20 protein-coding genes, 1 tRNA gene and 2 pseudogenes are annotated in these 22,244 nt (G+C 39.2%); 11 read left to right on the forward strand and 12 right to left on the reverse strand.

Translation table 11 applies throughout. The annotated features are described in order from the left end of the window. Positions 1 to 11 precede the first annotated feature (11 nt). From EV695_RS00650 to EV695_RS00660, 3 genes are all read left to right on the forward strand, one after another. Entirely contained in the window at positions 12 to 662 is a 651-nt protein-coding gene (locus tag EV695_RS00650) for a DUF4286 family protein (RefSeq protein ID WP_131904002.1), read from the forward strand. Next, a complete protein-coding gene (locus EV695_RS00655) occupies positions 652 to 1,929 on the forward strand; it encodes an amidase family protein (protein ID WP_131904003.1) in 1,278 nt (425 codons plus the stop codon). Before EV695_RS00650 ends, EV695_RS00655 begins: the two co-directional genes overlap by 11 nt. A 496-nt stretch (positions 1,930 to 2,425) precedes the next feature. After that, positions 2,426 to 2,824 carry a tyrosine-type recombinase/integrase gene (locus EV695_RS00660; protein ID WP_207906911.1) on the forward strand — a complete coding sequence of 133 codons (399 nt, stop codon included), beginning with the start codon at positions 2,426 to 2,428 and terminating at the stop codon, positions 2,822 to 2,824. A gap of 41 nt (positions 2,825 to 2,865) precedes the next feature. Here the strand turns inward: EV695_RS00660 and EV695_RS00665 are convergent. After that, positions 2,866 to 2,941 (reverse strand) — tRNA-Lys (locus EV695_RS00665). 126 nt (positions 2,942 to 3,067) lie between these two features. After that, the gene (locus EV695_RS00670; protein ID WP_131904004.1) at positions 3,068 to 4,285 is read right to left on the reverse strand and encodes a YeeE/YedE family protein; all 1,218 of its coding nucleotides are present in this window, start codon (positions 4,283 to 4,285) and stop codon (positions 3,068 to 3,070) included. Between the two features lie 420 nt (positions 4,286 to 4,705). Between EV695_RS00670 and EV695_RS20225 the strand changes: the two are divergent. The 7 genes and pseudogenes from EV695_RS20225 to EV695_RS00695 all read left to right on the forward strand — a co-directional run. Continuing rightward, positions 4,706 to 4,811 (forward strand): annotated as a pseudogene (locus EV695_RS20225) (prepilin-type N-terminal cleavage/methylation domain-containing protein); the annotation flags it as partial. Positions 4,812 to 4,837: 26 nt separating this feature from the next. Beyond that, positions 4,838 to 5,170, forward strand: coding sequence for a pilin (locus tag EV695_RS20305; protein WP_243651486.1), 333 nt, complete (start codon positions 4,838 to 4,840; stop codon positions 5,168 to 5,170). 110 nt (positions 5,171 to 5,280) lie between these two features. Further along, positions 5,281 to 5,748, forward strand: coding sequence for a pilin (locus EV695_RS20310; RefSeq protein ID WP_424273792.1), 468 nt, complete (start codon positions 5,281 to 5,283; stop codon positions 5,746 to 5,748). Positions 5,749 to 6,710: 962 nt separating this feature from the next. Next, positions 6,711 to 6,816 (forward strand): annotated as a pseudogene (locus tag EV695_RS20235) (prepilin-type N-terminal cleavage/methylation domain-containing protein); the annotation flags it as partial. Positions 6,817 to 6,848: 32 nt separating this feature from the next. Continuing rightward, entirely contained in the window at positions 6,849 to 7,175 is a 327-nt protein-coding gene (locus EV695_RS20315; RefSeq protein ID WP_243651488.1) for a pilin, read from the forward strand. Positions 7,176 to 7,439: 264 nt separating this feature from the next. Next, positions 7,440 to 8,195, forward strand: a complete 756-nt coding sequence (tfpZ, locus tag EV695_RS00690) for a TfpX/TfpZ family type IV pilin accessory protein (protein ID WP_131904007.1) — start codon at positions 7,440 to 7,442, stop codon at positions 8,193 to 8,195. Between the two features lie 201 nt (positions 8,196 to 8,396). Then, positions 8,397 to 9,170: a hypothetical protein gene (locus tag EV695_RS00695; protein ID WP_131904008.1), complete on the forward strand. Its 774-nt coding sequence runs from the start codon at positions 8,397 to 8,399 to the stop codon at positions 9,168 to 9,170. On the opposite strand, the gene EV695_RS00700 is transcribed toward EV695_RS00695, so the two are convergent. Together EV695_RS00700 and EV695_RS00705 are read right to left on the reverse strand one after the other, a co-directional pair. Beyond that, positions 9,148 to 9,876: a UDP-2,3-diacylglucosamine diphosphatase gene (locus EV695_RS00700; protein WP_131904009.1), complete on the reverse strand. Its 729-nt coding sequence runs from the start codon at positions 9,874 to 9,876 to the stop codon at positions 9,148 to 9,150. The two genes, EV695_RS00695 and EV695_RS00700, sit on opposite strands and share 23 nt — an antisense overlap. Before the next feature lie 60 nt (positions 9,877 to 9,936). Beyond that, on the reverse strand, positions 9,937 to 10,629 hold the full coding sequence (locus tag EV695_RS00705) for a peptidylprolyl isomerase (protein WP_424273793.1): 693 nt from the start codon (positions 10,627 to 10,629) through the stop codon (positions 9,937 to 9,939). A gap of 115 nt (positions 10,630 to 10,744) precedes the next feature. Between EV695_RS00705 and cysS the strand changes: the two genes are divergently transcribed. Next, complete coding sequence (gene cysS, locus EV695_RS00710; protein ID WP_131904010.1) at positions 10,745 to 12,166, forward strand: cysteine--tRNA ligase; 1,422 nt, start codon at positions 10,745 to 10,747, stop codon at positions 12,164 to 12,166. A 273-nt stretch (positions 12,167 to 12,439) separates the two neighbouring features. Here cysS and ftsZ read toward each other — a convergent pair whose 3' ends face one another. From ftsZ to murD, 8 genes are all read right to left on the reverse strand, one after another. Further along, positions 12,440 to 13,594 (reverse strand): cell division protein FtsZ, encoded by a 1,155-nt coding sequence (gene ftsZ / locus EV695_RS00715; protein ID WP_131904011.1) that lies wholly within the window; start codon positions 13,592 to 13,594, stop codon positions 12,440 to 12,442. A 129-nt stretch (positions 13,595 to 13,723) separates the two neighbouring features. After that, complete coding sequence (gene ftsA / locus EV695_RS00720; protein WP_131905019.1) at positions 13,724 to 14,959, reverse strand: cell division protein FtsA; 1,236 nt, start codon at positions 14,957 to 14,959, stop codon at positions 13,724 to 13,726. A 95-nt stretch (positions 14,960 to 15,054) separates the two neighbouring features. After that, positions 15,055 to 15,876, reverse strand: coding sequence for a cell division protein FtsQ/DivIB (locus tag EV695_RS00725; protein ID WP_131904012.1), 822 nt, complete (start codon positions 15,874 to 15,876; stop codon positions 15,055 to 15,057). Between the two features lie 7 nt (positions 15,877 to 15,883). Next, complete coding sequence (locus tag EV695_RS00730) at positions 15,884 to 16,837, reverse strand: D-alanine--D-alanine ligase (protein ID WP_207906912.1); 954 nt, start codon at positions 16,835 to 16,837, stop codon at positions 15,884 to 15,886. Continuing rightward, complete coding sequence (murC, locus tag EV695_RS00735) at positions 16,837 to 18,258, reverse strand: UDP-N-acetylmuramate--L-alanine ligase (RefSeq protein WP_131904013.1); 1,422 nt, start codon at positions 18,256 to 18,258, stop codon at positions 16,837 to 16,839. The genes EV695_RS00730 and murC overlap by 1 nt, the downstream gene beginning before the upstream one ends. Further along, on the reverse strand, positions 18,245 to 19,570 hold the full coding sequence (murG, locus tag EV695_RS00740; protein WP_325807113.1) for an undecaprenyldiphospho-muramoylpentapeptide beta-N-acetylglucosaminyltransferase: 1,326 nt from the start codon (positions 19,568 to 19,570) through the stop codon (positions 18,245 to 18,247). The genes murC and murG overlap by 14 nt, the downstream gene beginning before the upstream one ends. Continuing rightward, entirely contained in the window at positions 19,560 to 20,810 is a 1,251-nt protein-coding gene (ftsW, locus tag EV695_RS00745) for a putative lipid II flippase FtsW (protein WP_243651413.1), read from the reverse strand. Before ftsW ends, murG begins: the two co-directional genes overlap by 11 nt. Next, positions 20,807 to 22,237, reverse strand: coding sequence for a UDP-N-acetylmuramoyl-L-alanine--D-glutamate ligase (gene murD, locus EV695_RS00750; RefSeq protein ID WP_131904014.1), 1,431 nt, complete (start codon positions 22,235 to 22,237; stop codon positions 20,807 to 20,809). Before murD ends, ftsW begins: the two co-directional genes overlap by 4 nt. Positions 22,238 to 22,244 lie beyond the last annotated feature (7 nt).

Raw genomic sequence — 22,244 nt, forward strand, 5'->3', positions numbered from 1 at the left:
GTGCACATAGGATGATAATTCAGAATACCACAGCAGCAGAATTATTCGTTTGGACAGACATTGATCCAACCTATGAACAGGATTTTAATCAGTGGTACGATCGTGAACATATGACAGAGCGAGTCTCTATTGATGGATTTACATGGGCTAGTCGATACCGCGCCGTGTCAATGAAAGCCCGCCGATACCTTGCTCTTTATAGAACCGAAAATATTAATGTTTTCACTTCCAATGCCTACAAACAAGCATTTGCCAATCAAACCTCTTGGTCGAAAATAAATTTTGAACGAATGACTAATACTAAACGCCGTGTTATGCGCGTTGCATACGAAGGTGGTTATGGAACTGGATCCGCTATCGGGTTAATCCAACTGCAAAAGACAATAGTAGATTTTAGTTCTATTGAGCAGGTTCTAAATTTAGTGAGCAAGACAGAAGGAATCTTAAAAATTAGAGTACTTGAACCTGATCAAGAGCTATCAATACCCTTGTCATCAGAAACCAAGCCACCTACCAAGCTCGAATCCGCCATTATTATAGAAACTACAAATGAGCCAACAGCAGCGGCAGCTGTTCGCATTGTTCTAGATCAATTAAATTTAAAACAAGACAGAGGTTTAACTTTTAATTTAATTTGGGAACTTCATTCTAATGATTTATAAATCATGGTCATTTAAAGACGCCACTACAAGATTAGATACGGCGATTACACGCATAGAAAATAATCCCCCCGAATTAAGGCACGTTTTTACACAAACATTTATCGAATCTGCCAGAAATGATTTAAATAAACTAGAGTGTTTTAGAGACGAAACTCTCTGTGGTGCTATTATTTCTATAAAAGATTTATTAGATGTGGAAGGTTTTGTTACTCGATCTGGTTCAACAGTACTATCAAACAATCCGCCGGCAAAAAAAGATGCAGATGTTGTTGATGCTCTTAGAAATTCAGGAGCTATCCTGATTGGGCACACTAACATGAGTGAATTTGCTTATTCTGGACTAGGGTTAAATCCACATTATGGAACTCCCGAAAATACTCTTTACAAAGATCATATTCCAGGAGGTTCTACTTCTGGTGGCGCTGTTTCTGTAGCAACAAACCTATGCGATATTGCTATTGGAACTGATACTGGAGGGTCATTAAGAATTCCTGCTGCTTTTAATGGCATTGTCGGTTTTAAACCTAGCCAACAATCAGTATCTCTAAAGGGTTGCAACCCTCTTTCTTTTAGTCTCGATAGCATAGGACCTATGGCATCAAGTGTCGAAGCCTGTGAAGCAGCATGGTCTGTCATGTCAGGATTTGAAAGAAAGCCTAATTTTGCTACGCAAGACAGAAAATTAATAATTCCAAAAAACTTTGGATTAACAGAATTGGACGAAATAGTTGCAGAGGGGTTTCAAGACATAACACATCGTTTAATAAAATCAGGTATCGAGATAACAGAAAAATTCTTGCCATCACTTGAACAACATAAAGAATTAAATGCATGGCATTTGAGTTCTGTGGAAGCAAATACAGCATATAAATATTACATTCAAAATGACTCTAATAATTTTGACCCACGAGTAATTAAACGCATACAACAATCAAATGAACTTAAGGCTGTTGAATATTGCGAAACATTGATATCTCGTCAAAAAAACATTGAATTATTTGAAGAAGAGTTAGCTGGAAGTTTATTATTGTTACCAACCGTAGCTATTTTACCTCCTAGTTTTTCTGAAGTGGAAAACGATGATGACTATCACCGATTAAATATTTTGTCCCTACGTAACACTAGTCTGGGCAATGTCATGAACGGTTGTAGCATTTCAATTCCTTTTAAGTATAAAGGTCAAACATTGGGATTGATGTTAACTGGTATCAATGGAGAGGATATCCATCTTTTAGAGAAAGCGAAACAATTGGCTTCATTTCTATAGACTTATGTACAATTTAAGATCTAAATTGCTAACATTTATGACCTTCGCTCATTCATTTAACTGAGTAATCCAACCTTAAATGGCTTTTCCAAGCGTCACTCACGCTTCTTAAAAAGGTGTTGTAATAATACCTTTTAGAACCCCTTATACTTGTACATATAAGTTTTTCACGTCTGAAAGTTTTACATTTATTGTTTGGAGGTATGTTCTTTCCGAACAACTTACTATGCTTAGACCATGCATCGTATCCTTGCACTCTTGCGTTCTATCCCACGAAGAGCAAAAAATGATTGGGAATAATTGGATGAAATCCCATATATATGACTTCTACCCGGGCCTAAACGTAGAATTCATTGGATTGAACCTGATGAGTCAATACTCCTTGCAAATGCACTACCTGAACATTTAGCTCTAGCATTTCGCTTTTCTTTAGCTACAGGTTTACATCAAGGTAATGTAAAAGGTCTGGAATGGTCGCAAGTGGATCTGGCACGTCGTGTGTTGGATTCACCCTGATCAATCTAAATCAAGGCGCGCTATTCATATTCCTCTATATTCAGAGGCTATTAGCGTGCATGAAGAAGTTAAAGATCAACATCCTAAACGTGTATTTACTTATCGCGGTAAACCCATAAACCAAATGACAACTAAAGCTTGGTATAAAGCACTAGAGTCGGCAAACATTAAGGATTTTCGTTGGCATGATTTGAGGCACACGTGGGCTTCTTGGCATGTTCAAAATGGAACGCCTTTAAATGTATTTCAGGAGCTTGGTGACTGGGAAAGTGTTGATATGCTTAGGCGGTATGCTCACCTTGGGATAACGCATCTTGCGGAATATTCTGAGAATAGAGTTAAGCTATTATCAGAAGTCACAAAATTGGCACAATCTTAAAACTAAAAAGGCCTGACATTTCTGTCAAGCCTTATAGAATATGGTGGGGCGTGAGCGATTCGAACGCTCGACCAATTGATTAAAAGTCAACTGCTCTACCGACTGAGCTAACGCCCCATATCTAGCGTGTCCTTACTTTAAAGCGTTAAATAGTTTATCGCTCCACTGCAAGAAGGCGGCTAGTATACACTACCGAATTCCGCTTTCAAGCGCTTTTTGAAAGAAGTTTAATTTTTTTTAAAACTATACTTTATCAAGCTTGCGAAAACTATTCGGCAACAGTTTCATATCGGCCAATCCAGCCACTAAAGCCTTGCCAAAGCTAGCTTCTTCCTCGTATACCATTTTATAAAATTGAATCTTCATCGTTAATGCACTTCCGAGAACTATCGCAAAAACAGTCAGGAAAGACCCCATTGCCAATGTAGAAGCACCAGTTACGCCTTGGCCTATAGTGCAACCCATCGCAAGAACGCCTCCAATTCCCATTAATAGTCCACCAATGATATGAACGACAAAGTCCTTCCAGTTAGCAAACCACTCGAATCTAAACTTTCGTGCCAATATAGAATAAAGAAAAGAACCGACTACCACACCAAACGCTGCCATTAACGCGAAGGTATATAAAGAAGAAGAAAAGCCAGTTTCAACCCAACGCAAGAAATGACCAGATGGCTGTGAAAAAGTAAATGATTGCGCGCCAAGAGCAAAAGGCTGTTCATCCATCATTTCTGCTTCTTCGAGTAACGTTTGCCCTAATTCACCCGTTGTTACCCACCATGCAGTAACCACGACCAACGCGACAATAAAACCACCTAGGATATTATCTAGGCTACCTCTGAAGTCATTCGAAAGAAAAGCCCAAAGAATAAGGAGTCCACCAAGTAGTGCAGCTACTATGGTGGTCGTGCTTTCAATTTCAGTGCCGATGAAATGTGCAATCACCGTCCCCAAGCCCTGGTTTTCAATATCATTCAATGAGAGATCAATAAAGGCAGGCTCCATCCATGATAAAAAAGCCGTGTAACTAAAATTAGTGAATATCATTAAGTAGGTGGTAACTCCCATAGCGAGAAACACAAATATGGACTTGATATTTCCTCCACCTAATCTAACCAGGGTTTTATTCCCACACCCAGAACCTAAAGTCATGCCAATACCAAAAATCAAACCACCGAGAATATGCCGAGGCCACGCAAAGTTAGCAGTAAGATAAGGAGGGTTCGCTGTATCGTTATTCGCAATTAAAGAGGTATTGGTGAGACCTAATAAAGATAAGCCCATCACACCAAGGATTGCCAAGCCTATAGCGAACACCCAGGAACGCATACGGCCAGTATCTCCAATATTAACAACGTCAGATACCGCACCCATGGTACAAAAGTTAGTTTTAGTTGCAAAGAAACCTAGCACGACCGCTAAACCAAATGCCCATAACAGCACCACCGTAAGTATTTCCATACTATCTCCTCCCAGATAAATAAGTATCAGGGAATTATATCAAGGTAATATTTCCATCTTCCATACCAAGGAATGGATAAACGAAAGGATGAATGGTCAATAAACTGACATGACCTGTCAGTTTTAACAGTTTACCGTCATAAAGTGACACATATTACTGACAATTGACACTTATAAAAGGGCATGCCAAAACACGAGAAAAACTCATTTCCATCTAAAAATCAATACCTTAAGTGATAATTATTTTTTTTGGCACGGCAAATGCAATATTACCAGCGAACATATTGTTCAACCTGTTAAGTTTTTGTTAAGACCTAATTGAGTAAAATTGAAAGGGTAAGATAAGACTAAACAGTAACAATTAAAACTTACTTACATTAATTAATGTATTAATCATAAAAATAATTTGGAGATTCAAAAATGAAAAAGCAACTACAAAAAGGTTTTACACTTATCGAATTAATGATCGTTGTAGCGATTATCGGTATTCTAGCAGCAATCGCACTTCCTGCATACCAGGATTACATTGCTCGTACACAAGCTGCTGAATCAGTGGTATTACTAGATGGCGCTAAAGTATCTATCGAAACTGCCGTAGCTGATGATGCTACAGCCTTTCCGGCTGACGTAGCTGCTTTAGGAACTGATCTGGGCGTTAAATTAGCGGGCACTTACGGAACACTTTCTGCAGCTGCACCTAACGGAGCTGTTGGAGCAGGTACAGTAACTTACACATTTGCTGCTACTACTAACCCTCAGGTAGCTGGTCAAACTGTTCAATATGCACGTACAGTAGATGGAAACGGCATCGGTGATTGGGCATGTAACGCAACTGCTAACGGTGGTTCTTTACCTGCTAAACTAGCTCCTAAAGGTTGTAATTAATAGCTAGCTATTTACTCTACAACTCTTAAGTTGCAAAGTAATATTAACAAAAAGGCAGAGTTTTTACTCTGCCTTTTTATTGTGAAAAACAATTGAAAAGGAATAAAGCAATGAAACTCAATAGTGGATTCACCCTTATAGAGCTAATGATTGTTGTCGCAATTATTGGAATATTAGCAGCAATTGCTTTGCCAGCTTATCAAGATTATCTGGCACGTACACAAGCCGCTGAATCCGTTGTCATACTTGATGGTGCAAGAACTTCCATCGAAGTATCAGTATCTGATGATCAAATAAATGGATTTCCAACAACAACAGCTCTTTTAGATGAAAACCTGGGTACTAAATTACACGGCACTTACGGCTGGATTTCAGATGCGAATGGAGCCGCTGGCGAAGGATATGTAGAATTCACATTTAGAGCTAATACAAATAATCAGATAGCTGGAAAGAAGATTTATTACAATCGTTTGATTACAGGTAATACCGCTGACTGGACTTGTGACGCAACGAGTGCTGGGACAGGTGCTCGAAAAGGAGATTTGACGGCTAAATTAATACCCAAGGGTTGCATGTAAATTACCTGTACTAATATCCACTAATAATAAAAATAAGTATTTACGATATAAATAAAATTTTAGGGTAACAGGAAAAAAACAACATTAAATCTTAATGTGTATTTTCTTCATTAAATAAGCTCACACTTGGTTCAACCCTCTAGTACAGTTGAACCAACTAGTATCGTTCTTTCAATCACATAAAACTTTTCTTCAAACTATTTCCGATCTCTTTCAAACTCATGTTTAACAAGCGAAAGGGATACCAATAGATTTGTATTATCCTCCCACGACTTGAAGTTTTCCTGCCACATGCCGATTTAAACTTAGATAGTTTTATTGTATTGCTTACCCTGCAACTTTTGTAACTCACTAGTATCGATTCATCGTATTACCAAGTATTATTGATAGATAAAGTAACAAAGAGTCTAATGATGCCCATAAGAGAAAATACTTCCCTCTATCCGATCCCTGATTTATTGGGGCATTTGGGGAATTCGTCTAGTATTCATATAAAGTATTTGAGAAACTTAATCTGCCGATGACTTGAGTAACTAGTCGGTTGACAGGTACAGCTTTATTATCCTAAACAATTGATCTCGTGACTTATCAATAATTCAGATAGATCATCCTGTATAAATAAACATTTAGAATGACATAAAATGTTAGCAATAAATACTTGAGTTACAACATGTCAGTTTTAGCAGTTTACCGTCATGAAGTGACACAAATAACTGACAATTGGCTTTTATAAAAAACCGAAAAAACACAAAAAAACATAATATTTTTTTATATTTCAAATACTTACATCATATTATCTATTCTTGGCACGGAGAATGCTTTAATACCTGTGAACATACTTTTAAACCAGTTAGTTTTTGACCTAACTATGAAAAACTAAAAATGCAAGAAAAGACTAAACGTAACAATTTAAAATACATTAATTAATGTATTAATCATAAAAATAATTTGGAGATTCAAAAATGAAAAAGCAACTACAAAAAGGTTTTACTCTTATCGAATTAATGATCGTTGTAGCGATCATCGGTATTTTGGCAGCAATCGCACTTCCTGCATATCAGGATTATATTGCTCGTACACAGGCTGCTGAATCAGTAGTATTGCTAAATGGCGCAAAAATATCTATTGAATCTGCCGTAGCTGATGATGCTACAGCCTTTCCTGCGGACGTAGCTGCTCTAGGAGCTAATCTGGGCGTTAAATTAGCGGGCACTTACGGAACAGTTTCTGCAGCTGCACCTAATGGAGCTGTTGGAGCAGGTACAGTAACTTACACATTTGCTGCTACTACTAACCCTCAGGTAGCTGGCCAAACTGTTCAATATGCACGTACAGTAGATGGAAACGGCATCGGTGATTGGGCATGTAACGCAACTGCTAACGGTGGTTCTTTACCTGCTAAACTAGCTCCTAAAGGTTGTAATTAATAGCTAGCTATTTACTCTACAGCTCTTAAGCTACAAAGTAATATCAATAAAAAGGCAGAGTTTTTACTCTGCCTTTTTATTGACAAACATAATAAAAGTGGAATTTATAGATTGACTTTTGATGAGATGGACCAGTAAATATTATGTGAATTATCATTCAGAATAAAATACGGATAGTTAAAACAAATATTAAGTTTGTATTCATTACTACTTACATACAATAAACGAAAAATAATAAAATCACTTTCTAATAGATGATTCACCATGTTTAAACAAAAATTAAAAGCATCCTTAATTCATTTACTCTTAAGTATCGTTGTCGTTACATTACTCATTGCTGCCCTTATTTATTTTTGGTACCCACCAGCCTATTTGGGTATCACAAACTTTAAAGACATTTTACTACTCATTATTAGTATCGACCTGATATTAGGACCGTTTTTAACTTTTGTAGTTTTTAATACTGCTAAAAAAAGCTTACACTTTGATCTTGCCGTAATTGCAGTCATTCAGATATCTGCTCTTGCTTATGGCGTAAACGCTCTTTATCAAACTCATCCACTGTTTATTACTTATAACCACAATAGTTTTAATCTAATTTTAGCAGATGAAGTCACACCTAAAAATGCTAAAAATGACGAGTTTAATATATCTAAATTTTCCTCACCAAAACTCGCTTTTGCCAAGATGCCAAGTGACCCAACTAAACAAACTGAAATTATGGTTGGTGTTGATTTGAAAGGAGAACCTGATATTGATAAACGAGCTGAATATTATGAGCCACTTGATGAACACCTTGATACTATTATCAAGAGCAGTTTAGATACAACAAAACTCTTTGAAGATAAAAATTTAACTGCCTCTAGTAAGTCTTTTCTAAAAAAATACTCCAGCCATGATAAATTTATATTTTTGCCTTTAGAGGGACTTAATGGAAATGCAATTATTGTATTAGATAAAACTACTGCTGAGGTAGTTACTACGATAAAAGCCAATCCCTGGAAATTTGTAAAACGCTAGTTTACTTTAATTAGATTAACTAATCTCTTTAGCCTCAGAATAGAATTCTTAGAGATCGAGATCGAGATCGATATTGACAATATAAAAATGGAATCTTTTATTAGTCTTCTGAAATTAATTACCTTTTATCCAGTTTTGATAACCTGGTTTTTTGAAGTACCTTAATCTGCACTTTAGATATTATTTAAGGGGTTATGATTAATGAGGGTAAAAGTTGCACTGCGTAATCTTTTAATCAGCCAGCTAATTATTGGTATCTTTTTAATATTCGCCTATTTTGTTTGGTTCCCACATTCTTATTCAACCTTAGGTGGATTCTACAAGACGGCATTTATGATTGTTTTTGTAGATATAATTTTAGGTCCTTTGCTTGTCTTTATTGTCTATAAAAAAGATAAAAAATACCTTAACTTTGATATCAATGTATTACTTGGAATTCAGCTAGCTGCCTTTATCTATGGGGCATATGCTCTATATCTAAAGCATCCTGTATATAATGTATTTGTAGAAAATAGTTTCAAATTAATCAATGTTAGTTTCTATAAGCCAACAAATACCTATTTCGAAAATCTGCATAATTTTTTCTATTCAAGACCTAAAATAGCATATACCGAACTACCTAAAGATCAGACTGAACGCACTAGGTTTATGATAGGAGTGGACTTATTTGGTGAACCAGATATCTATCAACGTAGAGACTTATATCAACCTCATTATCAAGCTCTTAATAAAATACTTGATAGACAACTTAATCCAACATTACTTTTTAGTTCGAATGAAACTCGAACAAAATTGAATAAGTTCATTACAAAGTATGGTGGTGATTTATCAGACTATGCTTTTTTTCCAATTAGTGGGAATAACAAGAAAGAAGCAGTATTTGCTATGAATAAAAAGAATGGTGATGCCGTAGGAATAATAGATATGAGCCCAAAGCTTAAACTAGCTAAGCTTAATAATACAACTCTTGACTAATTTCGGTAAATTCAAGCCAGCTAACATCTTCACCCCAATCACCTAATACAATACGTTTTTCAGACATACCGTCTAACATAAACTCATGCTCAGCAGGCCGATGCGTATGCCCATGTATAAGCAATGACACCCCCCTACTTACAAGGGCTTTTTCTACCACTTGTTGGTTTACATCTAAGATATTGTAATTTTTCTGTTTAGTCTGTTTGCTTGTTTTGCTACGTATTTCACTGGCTTTTTTATCGCGTTTTTCTGGGCTCATTGACAGGTAAATTTTCTGTACTATCCATAAGCGAAATATCTTACGCATCAGCTGATAACCTTTATCATCAGTGCACAATGTATCGCCGTGCATGATTAAAGCGGGTGTACCATAGAGGTCAATAACAATTTCATCAGGTAAAAGCACTCCTCCTATTCGGTCCATAAATTTCTGGCCAATCAAGAAGTCTCGATTTCCCTGTATGAAATATATTTTGGTGCCTGAATCAGAGAGTGATCTTAATTGTTCTATTATCGGTAGATAGGGCTTACCTATGGGCAAGTCAATTATGTCATCACCTATCCAGAATTCGAACAGATCTCCCAGGATGTACAAGGCTTCGGCATCACCCTTGATTTTATCGATGAATTCGTGAAATAACTTGTATAGATGGGGTCTAGAGGGATCTAGATGAAGATCGGAGATGAAATAGGTTTTATTCATTGCGAATAAAAAATCATCATTCCTTGAACCAATAAAGTTCAAGGAATGATTTATCAATATTTATTCTACTGTAGCTTTGATAATTGTAACTGGCTCTAAAGGTACATCACCATGGTGACCGTGATTACCAGTTTTTACTGCTGCGATTTCATCAATCACATCCAGACCTTCTACTACTTTACCAAATACCGCATATCCCCAACCTGCTGGTGATTCGCTTGTGTGGTTTAGGAAATCATTGTCTTTAAGGTTGATAAAGAACTGTGATGTTGCAGAATGCGGATCGTTAGTACGTGCCATTGCGATTGTTCCGCGATCATTCTTAAGGCCGTTATTAGCTTCGTTTTGAATCGGTGTTTTATTACCTTTTTCGCTCATATCAGGATTCATTCCGCCACCCTGAACCATGAAGTTAGGTATTACACGGTGGAAGATTAATCCATCGTAAAATCCATCGTTTACGTAGTTAACAAAGTTCTCACTTGATTTAGGCGCTTTTTCAGCATCAAGCTCAAGTACCATAGTGCCTTTGCTTGTTTCTAATTTAATTTTTGGGTTCGAGGACATTTTCTCTCCAGATTTTTTAGTTTGATCGGTGGGGGTTTTAGTAGTCTGTACTTTTGTAGATTGCTCTTTAGCTTGCGCATTAGTCTTTTGCTCAGCTGTTTTTTCTGCTGCATTACAGCCAGTCATCAAAAAGAAGAATGAAAACAACAAAGTAAGTAATTGATTAGGTCTGATAATATTGTTCATTTTTTATACGCCTTTGAGCAATTTCAAAAGCCGAATAATAGCGGAATTAATGTGCTTCTGCTACTATTGCCAGCGTTTATTACCCTCCCTAACAGACCCTATAAGAATTCAAAAAATGTTAAAAATTTATAATAGCCTAAGTAACCAAAAAGAAGTTTTCACCCCCATCACAGACAATAAAATCAATATGTACGTGTGTGGAATGACAGTTTATGATTACTGCCACTTAGGCCATGCGCGCGTTATGGTGGCGTTTGATGTAGTTTACCGTTACCTGATTGCTAAGGGTTATGACGTAACTTATGTTCGTAATATTACCGACATTGATGACAAAATCATTCAGCGCGCCAATGAAAATGGTGAAGATTTCAGTCAGTTAACCGAACGCTTTATCGATGCAATGCATGAAGATGAAAAAGCATTGGGAATACACCCCCCCACTTTCGAGCCAAAAGCTACAGATAACATCGAAGCGATTATCGACATGATTTCGACACTTATTGATAAAGGCTACGCGTACCAAGGGGCCTCAGATAATGACTGTACTGATGTCTATTATTCTGTGTCCAAATTTGAAGGCTATGGAAAATTATCAGGACGAAATCCTGATGATCTTCGCGCTGGTGAGCGCATTGCGGTAAATACAGACAAACAAGATCCATTAGATTTTGTTTTGTGGAAATGTGCCAAGCCTGATGAGCCTTACTGGGATTCCCCCTGGGGAAAAGGTCGTCCAGGATGGCATATCGAATGTTCCGCGATGTCGACACAAATCCTTGGTAATCATTTTGATATTCATGGCGGTGGACACGATTTACAGTTCCCTCATCACGAAAACGAAATTGCACAGTCTGAAGCTTGTACGGGTGAGCACTTTGCGAACTACTGGATGCATAATGGCTTTATTCGAATAGATGAAGAGAAGATGTCTAAGTCTTTAAACAACTTCTTCACCATTCGCGATGTATTAAAGGACTATAAAGCAGAAGTGATTCGCTACTTTATGCTAACCAGCCAGTATCGTAGCCCACTTAATTACAGCACTGATCAATTAGATGCTGCGCATGCTGCTTTAGATAGATTTTACACTGCTCTACGTGGTCTTGACCTCTCTGCTGGTGACAATGCTGATCAAGTTAAATCTAGCTATGAAGAACGCTATGAAGAAGCGATGGACGATGATTTCAACACACCAGAAGCATTGGCCGTTTTATTTGAATTAGCTCGAGAAGTTAATCGTGCCAGACAAGCTGAAGATAAAAAAGAAGATAAGTCCGAATCACTCAGACTGGCGAAAATTCTCTTTAAACTCACATCACAGTTAGGACTGCTTACTGGTGATATTGAAGATTGGTTTAAAGGCGATGCTGGTTCTGATGGAATCAGTAATGAAGAAATTGAAACACTTATTCAACAACGTTTAGATGCTAAGGCCAATAAAGACTGGGCATTGGCGGATAAGATTCGTGATGAATTAGTCGCGCAGAATATTTCACTTGAAGATAAAGGGCCAAAAACAATCTGGAGACGTGATTAAGTTAAAAACGCTTTATCACGCGTTCTACAATATTGATCTAATACAAACCAAGTAATTATTAGATCAAAAAAGCCCGTATAAGTAGGGGGGTGTATTTACAAATACACCCCCCTACTTATACGGGCTTTTTATTAATAACCTATTCAACCTAAACTATTCATTGCTTAGATTGCCTCTAACTTGAGTCAGAACAAGGCGGAAAATGTGAGCTTACAAATGTAAGTGATCATTTTCCAACGCCGTAATGGCTCAAGTTAGAGGTGAGCTAAGTTATTAATCAGCTTGATTGCGTAAAAAAGCTGGTATATCCAGGTAGTTAGACTCTGTAGCCGTTGTTGACTTAGGCGTAGTTTCGTAATGAGGCTGGGTATGCCCACCATTAGCTACCATCCGAGGTTGCTCAAGTTCAACAGGACGTAATCTGCTGTTACTTTGTCTTTCTTGAGTAGGAACTGCCTGAAGCTCTGCCCCTTGCTTATCAAGACCTGTAGCAACCAATGTTACGCGAATCTCTTCACTCATATCAGGATCGATTACCGTACCAACCACTACTGTTGCATCATCATGTGCAAATTTACGTACAGCTGCACCCACTTCTTCGAACTCATGGATTCCCATATCTAGGCCTGCTGTAATATTTACAAGAATACCTTTAGCACCGTTTAGGTTGATATCGTCAAGTAGTGGACTAGAAATTGCAGCTTCAGCTGCTTTAGTCGCTCTATCATCACCACGTGCAATGCCTGTACCCATCATAGACATGCCCATTTCGCTCATAACTGTTCTTACGTCAGCGAAATCCACGTTGATTAAACCAGGACGAGTAATTAAATCTGCAATGCCTTGAACGGCACCAAGTAGAACATCATTAGCTGCTTTGAAAGCGTCTAGTAATGTTGTATTTTTACCGAGTGAAGTCAATAGTTTAGCGTTAGGAATAGTGATGATTGAATCAACATATTTTCCTAATTCAGCAATCCCTTCTTCTGCCGCTTTCATACGCTTAGGACCTTCAAACGGGAATGGTTTAGTAACAACCGCTACTGTTAATACACCCATTTCTCTAGCCATTTCAGCTACTACTGGTGCAGCACCTGTACCTGTTCCGCCACCCATACCAGCAGTGATGAATAACATATCAGTACCAGAAACCAACTCTTTGATACGCTCACGATCTTCAAGTGCGGCTTCGCGTCCAATTTCTGGGTTTGCGCCTGCACCTAAACCTTTAGTTAATGCATTACCTAATTGAATAAGGTTTTTTACTGGTGAACCATCAAGTGCTTGTGCGTCTGTATTTGCACAGATGAACTCTACCCCTTCAACGCCTGCATCAACCATATTTTGAACAGCATTTCCGCCGCCGCCACCAACTCCGATGACTTTGATATTCGCATTTGTTGCTTCTGTATCCATTAATTCAAACATTAGCCCTAACTCCTTTTATTACTTAATTTCGATGTGATTAAAATTAAAAATGCTTCCTTCTAAAACATTTTTTACTACGTTACTTCTTTGTACTTTTTAAACTTCTAACTTTTGTATCTGCTGCATTTTTTACAAATTACTACCAAACCAATTCTTCATTTTGTCCCATAGATTCTCTTGTGAAACATGAGAAAAACCTTTACCACCTGAAAATTCATTTCTGGCAGCTCCGTATAACAACAAGCCAACACCTGTTGAATGGATTGGGTTTTCTACTTCTCCTTTTAAACCACCAATATTCATTGGTGCTCCGATACGCACTGGCATATGGAAAATTTCTTCTGCTAACTCTACGGCACCACGAATCTTGGAAGACCCTCCGGTTAAAACGATGCCTGCGCCGATTCGCTCTTCAAATCCGCTACGTCTGATTTCAGCATGAATCATGGAGAATAATTCTTCATAACGAGGTTCAATGACTGAAGCCAATGTCTGTGGAGAAAGACCTCGAGATTCACGCTCACCAATACCTGGTACTTCGATGACTTCATCACTTGTAACTAGCTGGCGTAACGCATAACCGTGTTCAATTTTTAGCTTTTCAGCAAACTGAGAAGTCGTGCGCACTGCAACTGCAATGTCATTCGTTACCTGATCTCCAGCAACCGGAATAACTGCAGTGTGTTGAATCGCCCCATCAAGGAAGATTGCGATATCACTGGTTCCACCACCGATATCTACCATGCAAACGCCTAGCTCTTTTTCGTCGTTTTCTAAAACAGCGTAACTAGACGCTACCTGCTCTAGAATCACGTCATCAACATCCAGACCACAACGGTCTACACATTTTATGATGTTCTGTGCCGCACTTTGTGCGCCAGTAATTAGATGAACGCGAGCTTCTAAACGCACACCAGACATACCCACCGGCTCACGAATACCTTCTTGCTGATCGATCACATAATCTTGTGGTAACACATGTAAGATGCGTTGATCGGCAGGTATTGCTACAGCTCTCGCTGCATCCATAACGCGCTCAAGATCACCTTCTGTCACTTCTTTTTCTTTAATCGCGACAATACCGTGAGAATTAAGACTCTGAATATGACTACCCGCGATTCCCGCGTATGCAGAGTTAATATTCACTCCAGCCATCAACTCAGCTTCTTCAACAGCACGTTGAATCGCTTCGATGGTTGAATCAATATTGACCACAACACCTTTTTTCATTCCACGGGAAGGATGTTTGCCTATGCCGACTATCTCTACACCGCCCTCTTCGTTGACTTCTCCAATAAGTGCAACAATTTTTGAAGTACCTATATCTAGAGCAACAACCATATTGCCTTCATTACTCACAGACATTGTTATTTCTTTCAATGGTTTCCCCATAACAATTCTCCTAACCCTTCTTTATAAATAAGAAATTTAGTTTCCCTTCGAAAAAACTAAATCTTCTTTTAACCTTTAAAAATGCTGCTTGGTGTCAGCCCCTTTTTCCATTTAACTGCAAGGCCATTGGTATAACGAAGATCTACGACACTGATCTTATCTACCACGTCCTTTAAACTCTCTTGATACGCAACCATAAATCTTTTAAGGCGCTTTTCCTGATGTTCACGCCCTACTTTTAAAGTCATACCGTTTTCTAATTTTATTTTCCACGACCCACGTGCATCTTCTTTAAACTCAACCAGCTTTACTGGAAAGCCTTTCATCATTTGTCTAATCTTTAAGAAACCTGTTGCCATATTTCGGCCCTTATTTTCTGGGCTATATAACAACGGTAAATCATTCGATTTATTTGCTAGTACCGCTTTAATGATTTCACCATTTTCGGCCAACATGGCTTTATCACCCCAATAAGCAACCGGCTGTTGCTCATAAATTCTTACTGTTAACTTATCTGGCCATACGTGCGTCATTGACGCTGAATGTACCCAGGGGTTACTTTCAATTTTCTTTTCCAAACCTTCCACATCAAGCAGATACAGGTTTGTTTTGGCATAAGACTCAATAATTGGCTGTAATTGCTTTTTATTCAGTACCGACAAATCCCCCGTTACTTCTACCGATTTAATCGTCAGATTCTCAGGGTTTTGTATCCATAAATAGCCACCTGTGATTCCTGCAATGGGCGCCACTAAAAGCGCTGTCCACATCAGTGGTCTCCACGAAATAGAAAAATTCCTTTTAATAGAATCACTTTTAGACACACGCACTGTCGCTTGTGGTCTTTTTGCTCTTCTATTATTTGGTCTTTTCTTATTTACAGTTTTCATTTCGTTTCTACTTGTTTTGTGTCTTATCGGATAACTTTAAAATTTCCAGTGTTAAATCTGAAAAACTCAAACCATGTTGTTTAGCTGCCATAGGCACTAAAGAATGATCAGTCATCCCTGGGCAAGTATTTACCTCTATCAACCAGAAAGTACCGACATTGTCCTGCATTACATCAACACGTCCCCAACCTTTACCACCAACGATTTCAAAAGCAGTTTTAGACAAAGCTCTCAACGCTTCCTCTGCATCATCATCTAAGCCACTTGGGCAGTTATATTGCGTATCATCCGATTCGTATTTAGCATCGAAATCGTAGAACTCGGTATCCGTAACTACATTGATCGATGGTAAAACTTCATCACCTAGAATCGCTACGGTATATTCCTGACCAGTAACCCATTGTTCAGCAAATACGACATCATCAAATTCAGCCGCTTTTTCGTAAGCGCCTTTTAAATCTTTGGCATCATGCACTTTACTCATGCCGATACTCGAACCTTCCTGTGCAGGTTTTACAATCACAGGTAATCCAAGTTTTTCGACAACGTCATCAAAGTTCGACTCGCTATTCAAAATTTCAAACGCTGGAGTCGGCAAACCCGACCCAGTCCAGATTCGTTTGGTCATCAATTTATCCATACTGATAGCCGATGCCATAACACCACAGCCTGTATATGGAATTTGAAGGATTTCTAACGCGCCTTGAATGACACCATCTTCACCACCACGCCCATGAAGAATATTGAATACACGATCAAATTTTCCTTCACGAACAACATCAAGCACATTTCTATCGACATCGATCTTATGCGCATCAATGCCCTTTTCTAACAACCCTTCTAAAACAGCCTGACCACTTTTTAATGACACACTGCGCTCTGCTGCCCAGCCTCCCATTAAAACGCCTACTTTTCCGAAGCGCTTTTTCATATTCTCGTCGATGGCAGTAACTTCTGACATTAAACCAACGTTCCTTTTGATAATTGAGCAGGTAAACCAGCTGAAATAGTCCCAACGCTACCAGCGCCTAAAGTAAGTAATACATCTCCGTCCTGAAGCTGGTTTTGTAATACTTCGACAATGTCATCCTGATCTGCAACAAATAACGGATCGACACTACCTCTGTTTCTTATTGAACGTGCTAAAGCTCTTCCATCTGCGCCCGCAATAGGCTCTTCACTTGCTGCATACACATCCATTAACACCAAGACATCAGGCTCTGATAATACTTGTGAGAAATCTTCAAAAAGATCACGCGTTCTGGTGTATCTATGCGGCTGGAATAAAACCACCATGCGTCTATCAGGCCATGCACTTCTGACCGCTTTCATGGTTGCTTCCATTTCCGTTGGGTGATGACCATAGTCATCTACCAGCATTACGGTTCCCTGATGTGTTTTGATCTCTCCATAACACTGGAATCTTCGACCAACGCCCTGGAATTTATCCAGACCACTCAATATTGCTTCGTCACTTATTTCTAATTCAGTCGCTATTGCAATCGCTGCCAAGGCATTCTGGATATTATGCTCACCCGGCATATTCAACGTGACATCAAGCGTTGGTTTATCTCTACGTTCTACTGTGAAGAAACTTTGCGTACCTGCGTATCGCACATTTCTTGCACGAATATCAGCATCATAATGAATACCGTAACTAACGATGGTTCTGGTTATTTCAGGCAAGATATCGCACACATTGTCATCATCCACACATAACACTGCCAAACCGTAGAAAGGCAAATGATGCAGAAACTCAACAAAGGTATCTTTTAACTTTTCAAAATCATTATCGTAAGTTGTAAGGTGATCAGCATCGATATTGGTAACAACTGAAATCAATGGCTGTAACAATAAAAACGAAGCGTCACTTTCGTCAGCTTCTGCTACCAGATACTCACCTGATCCAAGACGAGAATTACTTGCAGTACTGTTTAATCTTCCACCAATAACAAATGTTGGATCTAAGCCACCCTCTGCAAGCAAGCTTGTTACTAGACTGGTTGTTGTGGTTTTACCATGCGTACCGGCAACTGCAATTCCATTACTAAATCGCATGATTTCTGCCAGCATTTCCGCGCGAGGTACCACGGGAATATTCATATTTTTAGCAGCGATTACTTCAGGGTTGTCATCACTTACCGCTGAAGAGGTAACAACTACATTTGCCCCTTCGATATTAGTTGCGGCATGACCTTTAAATATTTTTGCACCTAATGATGCAAGGCGATCAGTCATTGCATTCTGAGCTAAGTCAGAACCCGTAACTGCATAGCCGATATTGGTCAGTACCTCAGCGATACCTCCCATTCCAGAGCCGCCAATACCGACAAAATGTACTTGTTTAATTCGACGACGAGCTAAATCATTAGGCTGTTTCATAACTTACACCTTTACCTGATTTAACTTTAGTAAGACTAGTTTCATTTAGCGTTCCATCACCATTTTCTATTATTCCTTCTGGGCCAATTGTTTCTACAAATGTTTCCCAACCATCATCTTCAGCTAACTTTTTTGTGTCAGCTGTGATTATTTGTTTATTTCCTTCATCATCGACATGATTACAATCTGATTTATCGAAATCATATCCGGCATATTCTGCGCAAATTGCAGCAACTTCTTTTGTTGCTTCAGGCTTTGCTAATTTTCTTGCTTTAATACTCATTTCGATCAATTTATTTCTATTGCCACAAAGATCTGTCAGCAACGCAGATAAGCTTTCTTTCGTCAGATCATTCTGCGAAAGTAAGATTCCAGCCCCTGATTCGCTTAAATATTTTGCGTTCGCGGTTTGGTGATCATCCACTGCATATAAATAAGGAACCATAATTGAAGCCACACCCGCTGCAGCCAACTCAGCTACAGTCAATGCACCAGAACGACAAATAACTAAATCAGCCCATTCATAGGCTTCGGCCATATCTTCAATAAACGGAGTAACTTCAGCAGTCACGCCCATTTTTTCATAGAGGCTTTTTGTTGATTGATCTTTATTCTTACCTGCCTGATGTCTTACAACAGGTCGTTTGTCGATAGGCAATTCATCCAGCGCCATCGGCACCACTTCATTGAGCACTTGTGCGCCCAGACTCCCACCAAAGATCAGAACATTAATATGCCCCCAACGATCACCCATGCGATCAGCCGGCGACGGTATTGATGCGATATCAAGTCGAACGGGATTACCAATACCCACTGAATTACTTTTTGCAAAAGTACCCGGAAATCCTTCTAATATCTTTTTACTCACTCTACTCAGTAGTTTATTGGTTAAACCCGGAATTGCATTTTGTTCATGAATGATTACAGGTTTACCCAAAAGAGCCGCAACAAGACCACCAGGCCCTGCAACAAAACCACCCATGCCTAAAACTGCCGAAGGCTTAACTTTGAGCATAATATTTAAAGATTGAAATAACGCTTTCATCAACTGAAAAGGTGCTGCCAAAAGCGCAGTAATTCCTTTGCCTCTCAAGCCATTAACAGACAGATAGACCATGTCGATACCAGCTTCTGGTATTACTCTTGCTTCTAAGCCTTTATGCGTACCCATCCAGATCACAGGAATATTCTGCTCTTGTAATGCTCTAGCTACCGCTAAACCTGGGTACACATGCCCACCAGTGCCACCGGCAGTAATCAAGATTGGTCCTTTTGGTTTAGCATTCATATTGTTGATAGTTTTATCTTGCATAACTCGCCTTTGTTCTGGCTTTGCTACGAGCTGTTTTCTCAATCATTTTACTTTTTGCTTTTTGTGCTTCTTTATCGCTAAGCCCAAACAGTGCAATTTGCGTATCACGGTGTACACGCATCAATAATGCAATTGCCATGAGTGTAACCAGCAGACTACTTCCCCCATAACTAATCAGAGGTAAAGTCAGACCTTTAGGAGGTAATAAGGCTAGATTCACACCAATGTGGAACAACACCTGAAAACCCATCCAGAAGCCAATTCCGTAGGCTAAATAAGCCGCAAAGTTCAGTTTTGCTCTGTCTGCCTTGAAACCAATAACGAATGCACGCTGTACAAACCACGCGTATAAAAATAAGACAAATACTATCCCGACAAAGCCCATCTCTTCTGCCAAAACAGCAAAGATGAAATCGTTATGTGCTTCTGGAAGATAGAATAGTTTCTGTACACTTCCACCCAAGCCAGCACCAAACCAGCCACCATCACCAACTGCCATTAATGCATGAACAGTCTGGTAAGCTTTACCTGATGCGTGAGACCAAGGATCTAAGAATGCAGTAACACGAGCGCCACGATACCCCATCATTACTAATGGAATCATAATCGCTATCGCACCAACAAAAAGCAGTGCTAAGCGCGTTAGCTTCAAGCCGCCAAGGTATAGAAGAGCAATTCCAGTAGCAGTTAATACGACAACAGAACCAAAGTCAGGTTCAAGCATTAACAAACCATCTGTCACACCTAAAACCACTAAGGGAATGATTAACGGCTTATAAGAAGTTGAATGTGCGAGCTCTTTGCCATGACGCACCAAGTAACCCGCCATATACATAATGATAATAAGCTTCGCCATCTCAGAAACCTGTAAAGAAACAGGCCCTAGATTAATCCAGCGGTGACTTCCGTTTACTTCTTTACCTATCACAGGTAATAACACCGCCACTAATAACATCAGAACGATCGGCAATAGTTTTGCACCCATGTGTTGCCATACCGATGTTTTAATTCGATAAACAAAGTAACCGACGACCAGTCCCATGCATAAGAAAACAAGCTGGCGATTAAAGAAGAAGTACATATTGCCAAAGTTCTTCTCTGCAACCGCAATAGATGCGGACATCATAATTACTAGCCCCAAACCTAAGAGCATTATCACGCTCATCATCAAGCCACGATCTACATATCGCTGCCATGATGGCTGAAAATTAGAACAGTAATCTTCGATTATTGCTTTCACCGGCAAGTAACCTCTTTTGCTATTTGTTTTTCTAGTTCATTAACCGCTCGAACAAACTTTTGACCACGTTCTATATAATTCTTAAACATATCAAAACTCGCACATGCTGGAGATAGCAACACATTGTCGTTTTCATCAGGGTTAGCTAATTTCTTCGCCTCTAAAACCGCCTGTTCCATACTATTTACGTATATCACTGGAATGGATGAATCAACGAACTTTCCAATTTTTTGAGCATCTTCACCCATCAGAACCACTGCACGAGCTTTTTCGGTAATAACGTTTTGAAGCGGCAAAAAATCCGCACCCTTGCCTTGCCCACCTGCGATCAACACAGTCTTATCAGGCAAACCAGAGAGTGCGGCAAGCGTAGCCCCTACGTTCGTTCCTTTTGAATCGTTGTACCAATTTACATTTTGTATTTCTGCTACCCATTCGGTTCGGTGTGCCATTCCAGCAAACTCTTCAAGTGCTTCGAGCATAGAAGGCATCGGTAAACCTGCTGCTTCACCCAACGCCAATGCCGCTAATGAGTTAGCAATATTGTGTCGACCGGGTTGTTTGATGTTAGAAACTGGCACGAGTAACTCATCACCTTTTGCTAACCACTCCTGATCTGAATCCGGATCTAGTATTAAACCGAAATCACCTGCATCTGGCTGATTTAAACCAAAACTAACCAATGACTTTTTTGATGACGCCCCAGATACCGTTTTATTTGCAAAGTCAGACGAGTAATCATCTTCACGGTTAAAAATAATATGTTCACAATTCTTGTAGATTAGCGCTTTAGCTTGAGCATATTGTTCAATATCATTTTCGTACCGATCCAGGTGATCTTCAGAGACATTCAAAATAACTGCCGCCAAGGTTTGTAATGATGGTGTTGTTTCTAATTGATAACTAGAAAGTTCCAGTACAAATAACTCTGACTTTTTATCTTCTATTAGTTCTAATGCAGGCGTTCCGATATTTCCACCAGTACCAACGTTAACCCCAGCCTTTTTTGCCATGAAGTCAAGCAATGTAGTTACCGTGGTTTTACCGTTAGAACCAGTGATAGCAACAACAGGAACGCTTGGTTGATTCTGATTAGCTTCGCGAGCAAATAATTCGATATCACCTATTATTTCCGCACCAGCGTTTTTCGCCTGTGCGATTTCCGGGGTGGATACAGCAATACCCGGATTTACGATCAGTTGTTTTGCTTGAGAGAACAGCGCTTCATTAAAGCTACCAAAATGGTGTGCAATGGATTGATTAGCCGATTGTTCCATTGTGAAGAGTTCGTCGGCACACGGTGGATTTGTACGACTATCCACAACCGTAAAGCCACGTTGTTGACTCGCCAAATAACGCGCAACAGAAAGCCCTGTGGTGCCAAGGCCCACAATCACTGTATCTGATGGTTTTTGTTGCGTATTCATTATTTAA

The sequence above is a fragment of the Cocleimonas flava genome (assembly GCF_004339015.1).
Classification (GTDB): domain Bacteria; phylum Pseudomonadota; class Gammaproteobacteria; order Thiotrichales; family Thiotrichaceae; genus Cocleimonas; species Cocleimonas flava.

What these genes read in the sequence shown, in the direction of transcription:
- EV695_RS20310 (WP_424273792.1), top strand. Translation starts at nt 5,281, where the DNA reads ATGAAACTCAATAGTGGATTCACCCTTATAGAGCTAATGATTGTTGTC.
- EV695_RS00725 (WP_131904012.1), bottom strand. Translation starts at nt 15,876, where the DNA reads ATGAAAACTGTAAATAAGAAAAGACCAAATAATAGAAGAGCAAAAAGA.
- EV695_RS00655 (WP_131904003.1), top strand. Translation starts at nt 652, where the DNA reads ATGATTTATAAATCATGGTCATTTAAAGACGCCACTACAAGATTAGAT.
- cysS (WP_131904010.1), top strand. Translation starts at nt 10,745, where the DNA reads ATGTTAAAAATTTATAATAGCCTAAGTAACCAAAAAGAAGTTTTCACC.
- EV695_RS00695 (WP_131904008.1), top strand. Translation starts at nt 8,397, where the DNA reads ATGAGGGTAAAAGTTGCACTGCGTAATCTTTTAATCAGCCAGCTAATT.
- murG (WP_325807113.1), bottom strand. Translation starts at nt 19,570, where the DNA reads ATGCAAGATAAAACTATCAACAATATGAATGCTAAACCAAAAGGACCA.
- ftsA (WP_131905019.1), bottom strand. Translation starts at nt 14,959, where the DNA reads ATGTCTGTGAGTAATGAAGGCAATATGGTTGTTGCTCTAGATATAGGT.
- ftsZ (WP_131904011.1), bottom strand. Translation starts at nt 13,594, where the DNA reads ATGTTTGAATTAATGGATACAGAAGCAACAAATGCGAATATCAAAGTC.
- tfpZ (WP_131904007.1), top strand. Translation starts at nt 7,440, where the DNA reads ATGTTTAAACAAAAATTAAAAGCATCCTTAATTCATTTACTCTTAAGT.
- EV695_RS00670 (WP_131904004.1), bottom strand. Translation starts at nt 4,285, where the DNA reads ATGGAAATACTTACGGTGGTGCTGTTATGGGCATTTGGTTTAGCGGTC.
- murC (WP_131904013.1), bottom strand. Translation starts at nt 18,258, where the DNA reads ATGAAACAGCCTAATGATTTAGCTCGTCGTCGAATTAAACAAGTACAT.
- EV695_RS00730 (WP_207906912.1), bottom strand. Translation starts at nt 16,837, where the DNA reads ATGTCAGAAGTTACTGCCATCGACGAGAATATGAAAAAGCGCTTCGGA.
- murD (WP_131904014.1), bottom strand. Translation starts at nt 22,237, where the DNA reads ATGAATACGCAACAAAAACCATCAGATACAGTGATTGTGGGCCTTGGC.
- EV695_RS00700 (WP_131904009.1), bottom strand. Translation starts at nt 9,876, where the DNA reads ATGAATAAAACCTATTTCATCTCCGATCTTCATCTAGATCCCTCTAGA.
- EV695_RS00650 (WP_131904002.1), top strand. Translation starts at nt 12, where the DNA reads ATGATAATTCAGAATACCACAGCAGCAGAATTATTCGTTTGGACAGAC.
- EV695_RS00705 (WP_424273793.1), bottom strand. Translation starts at nt 10,629, where the DNA reads ATGAACAATATTATCAGACCTAATCAATTACTTACTTTGTTGTTTTCA.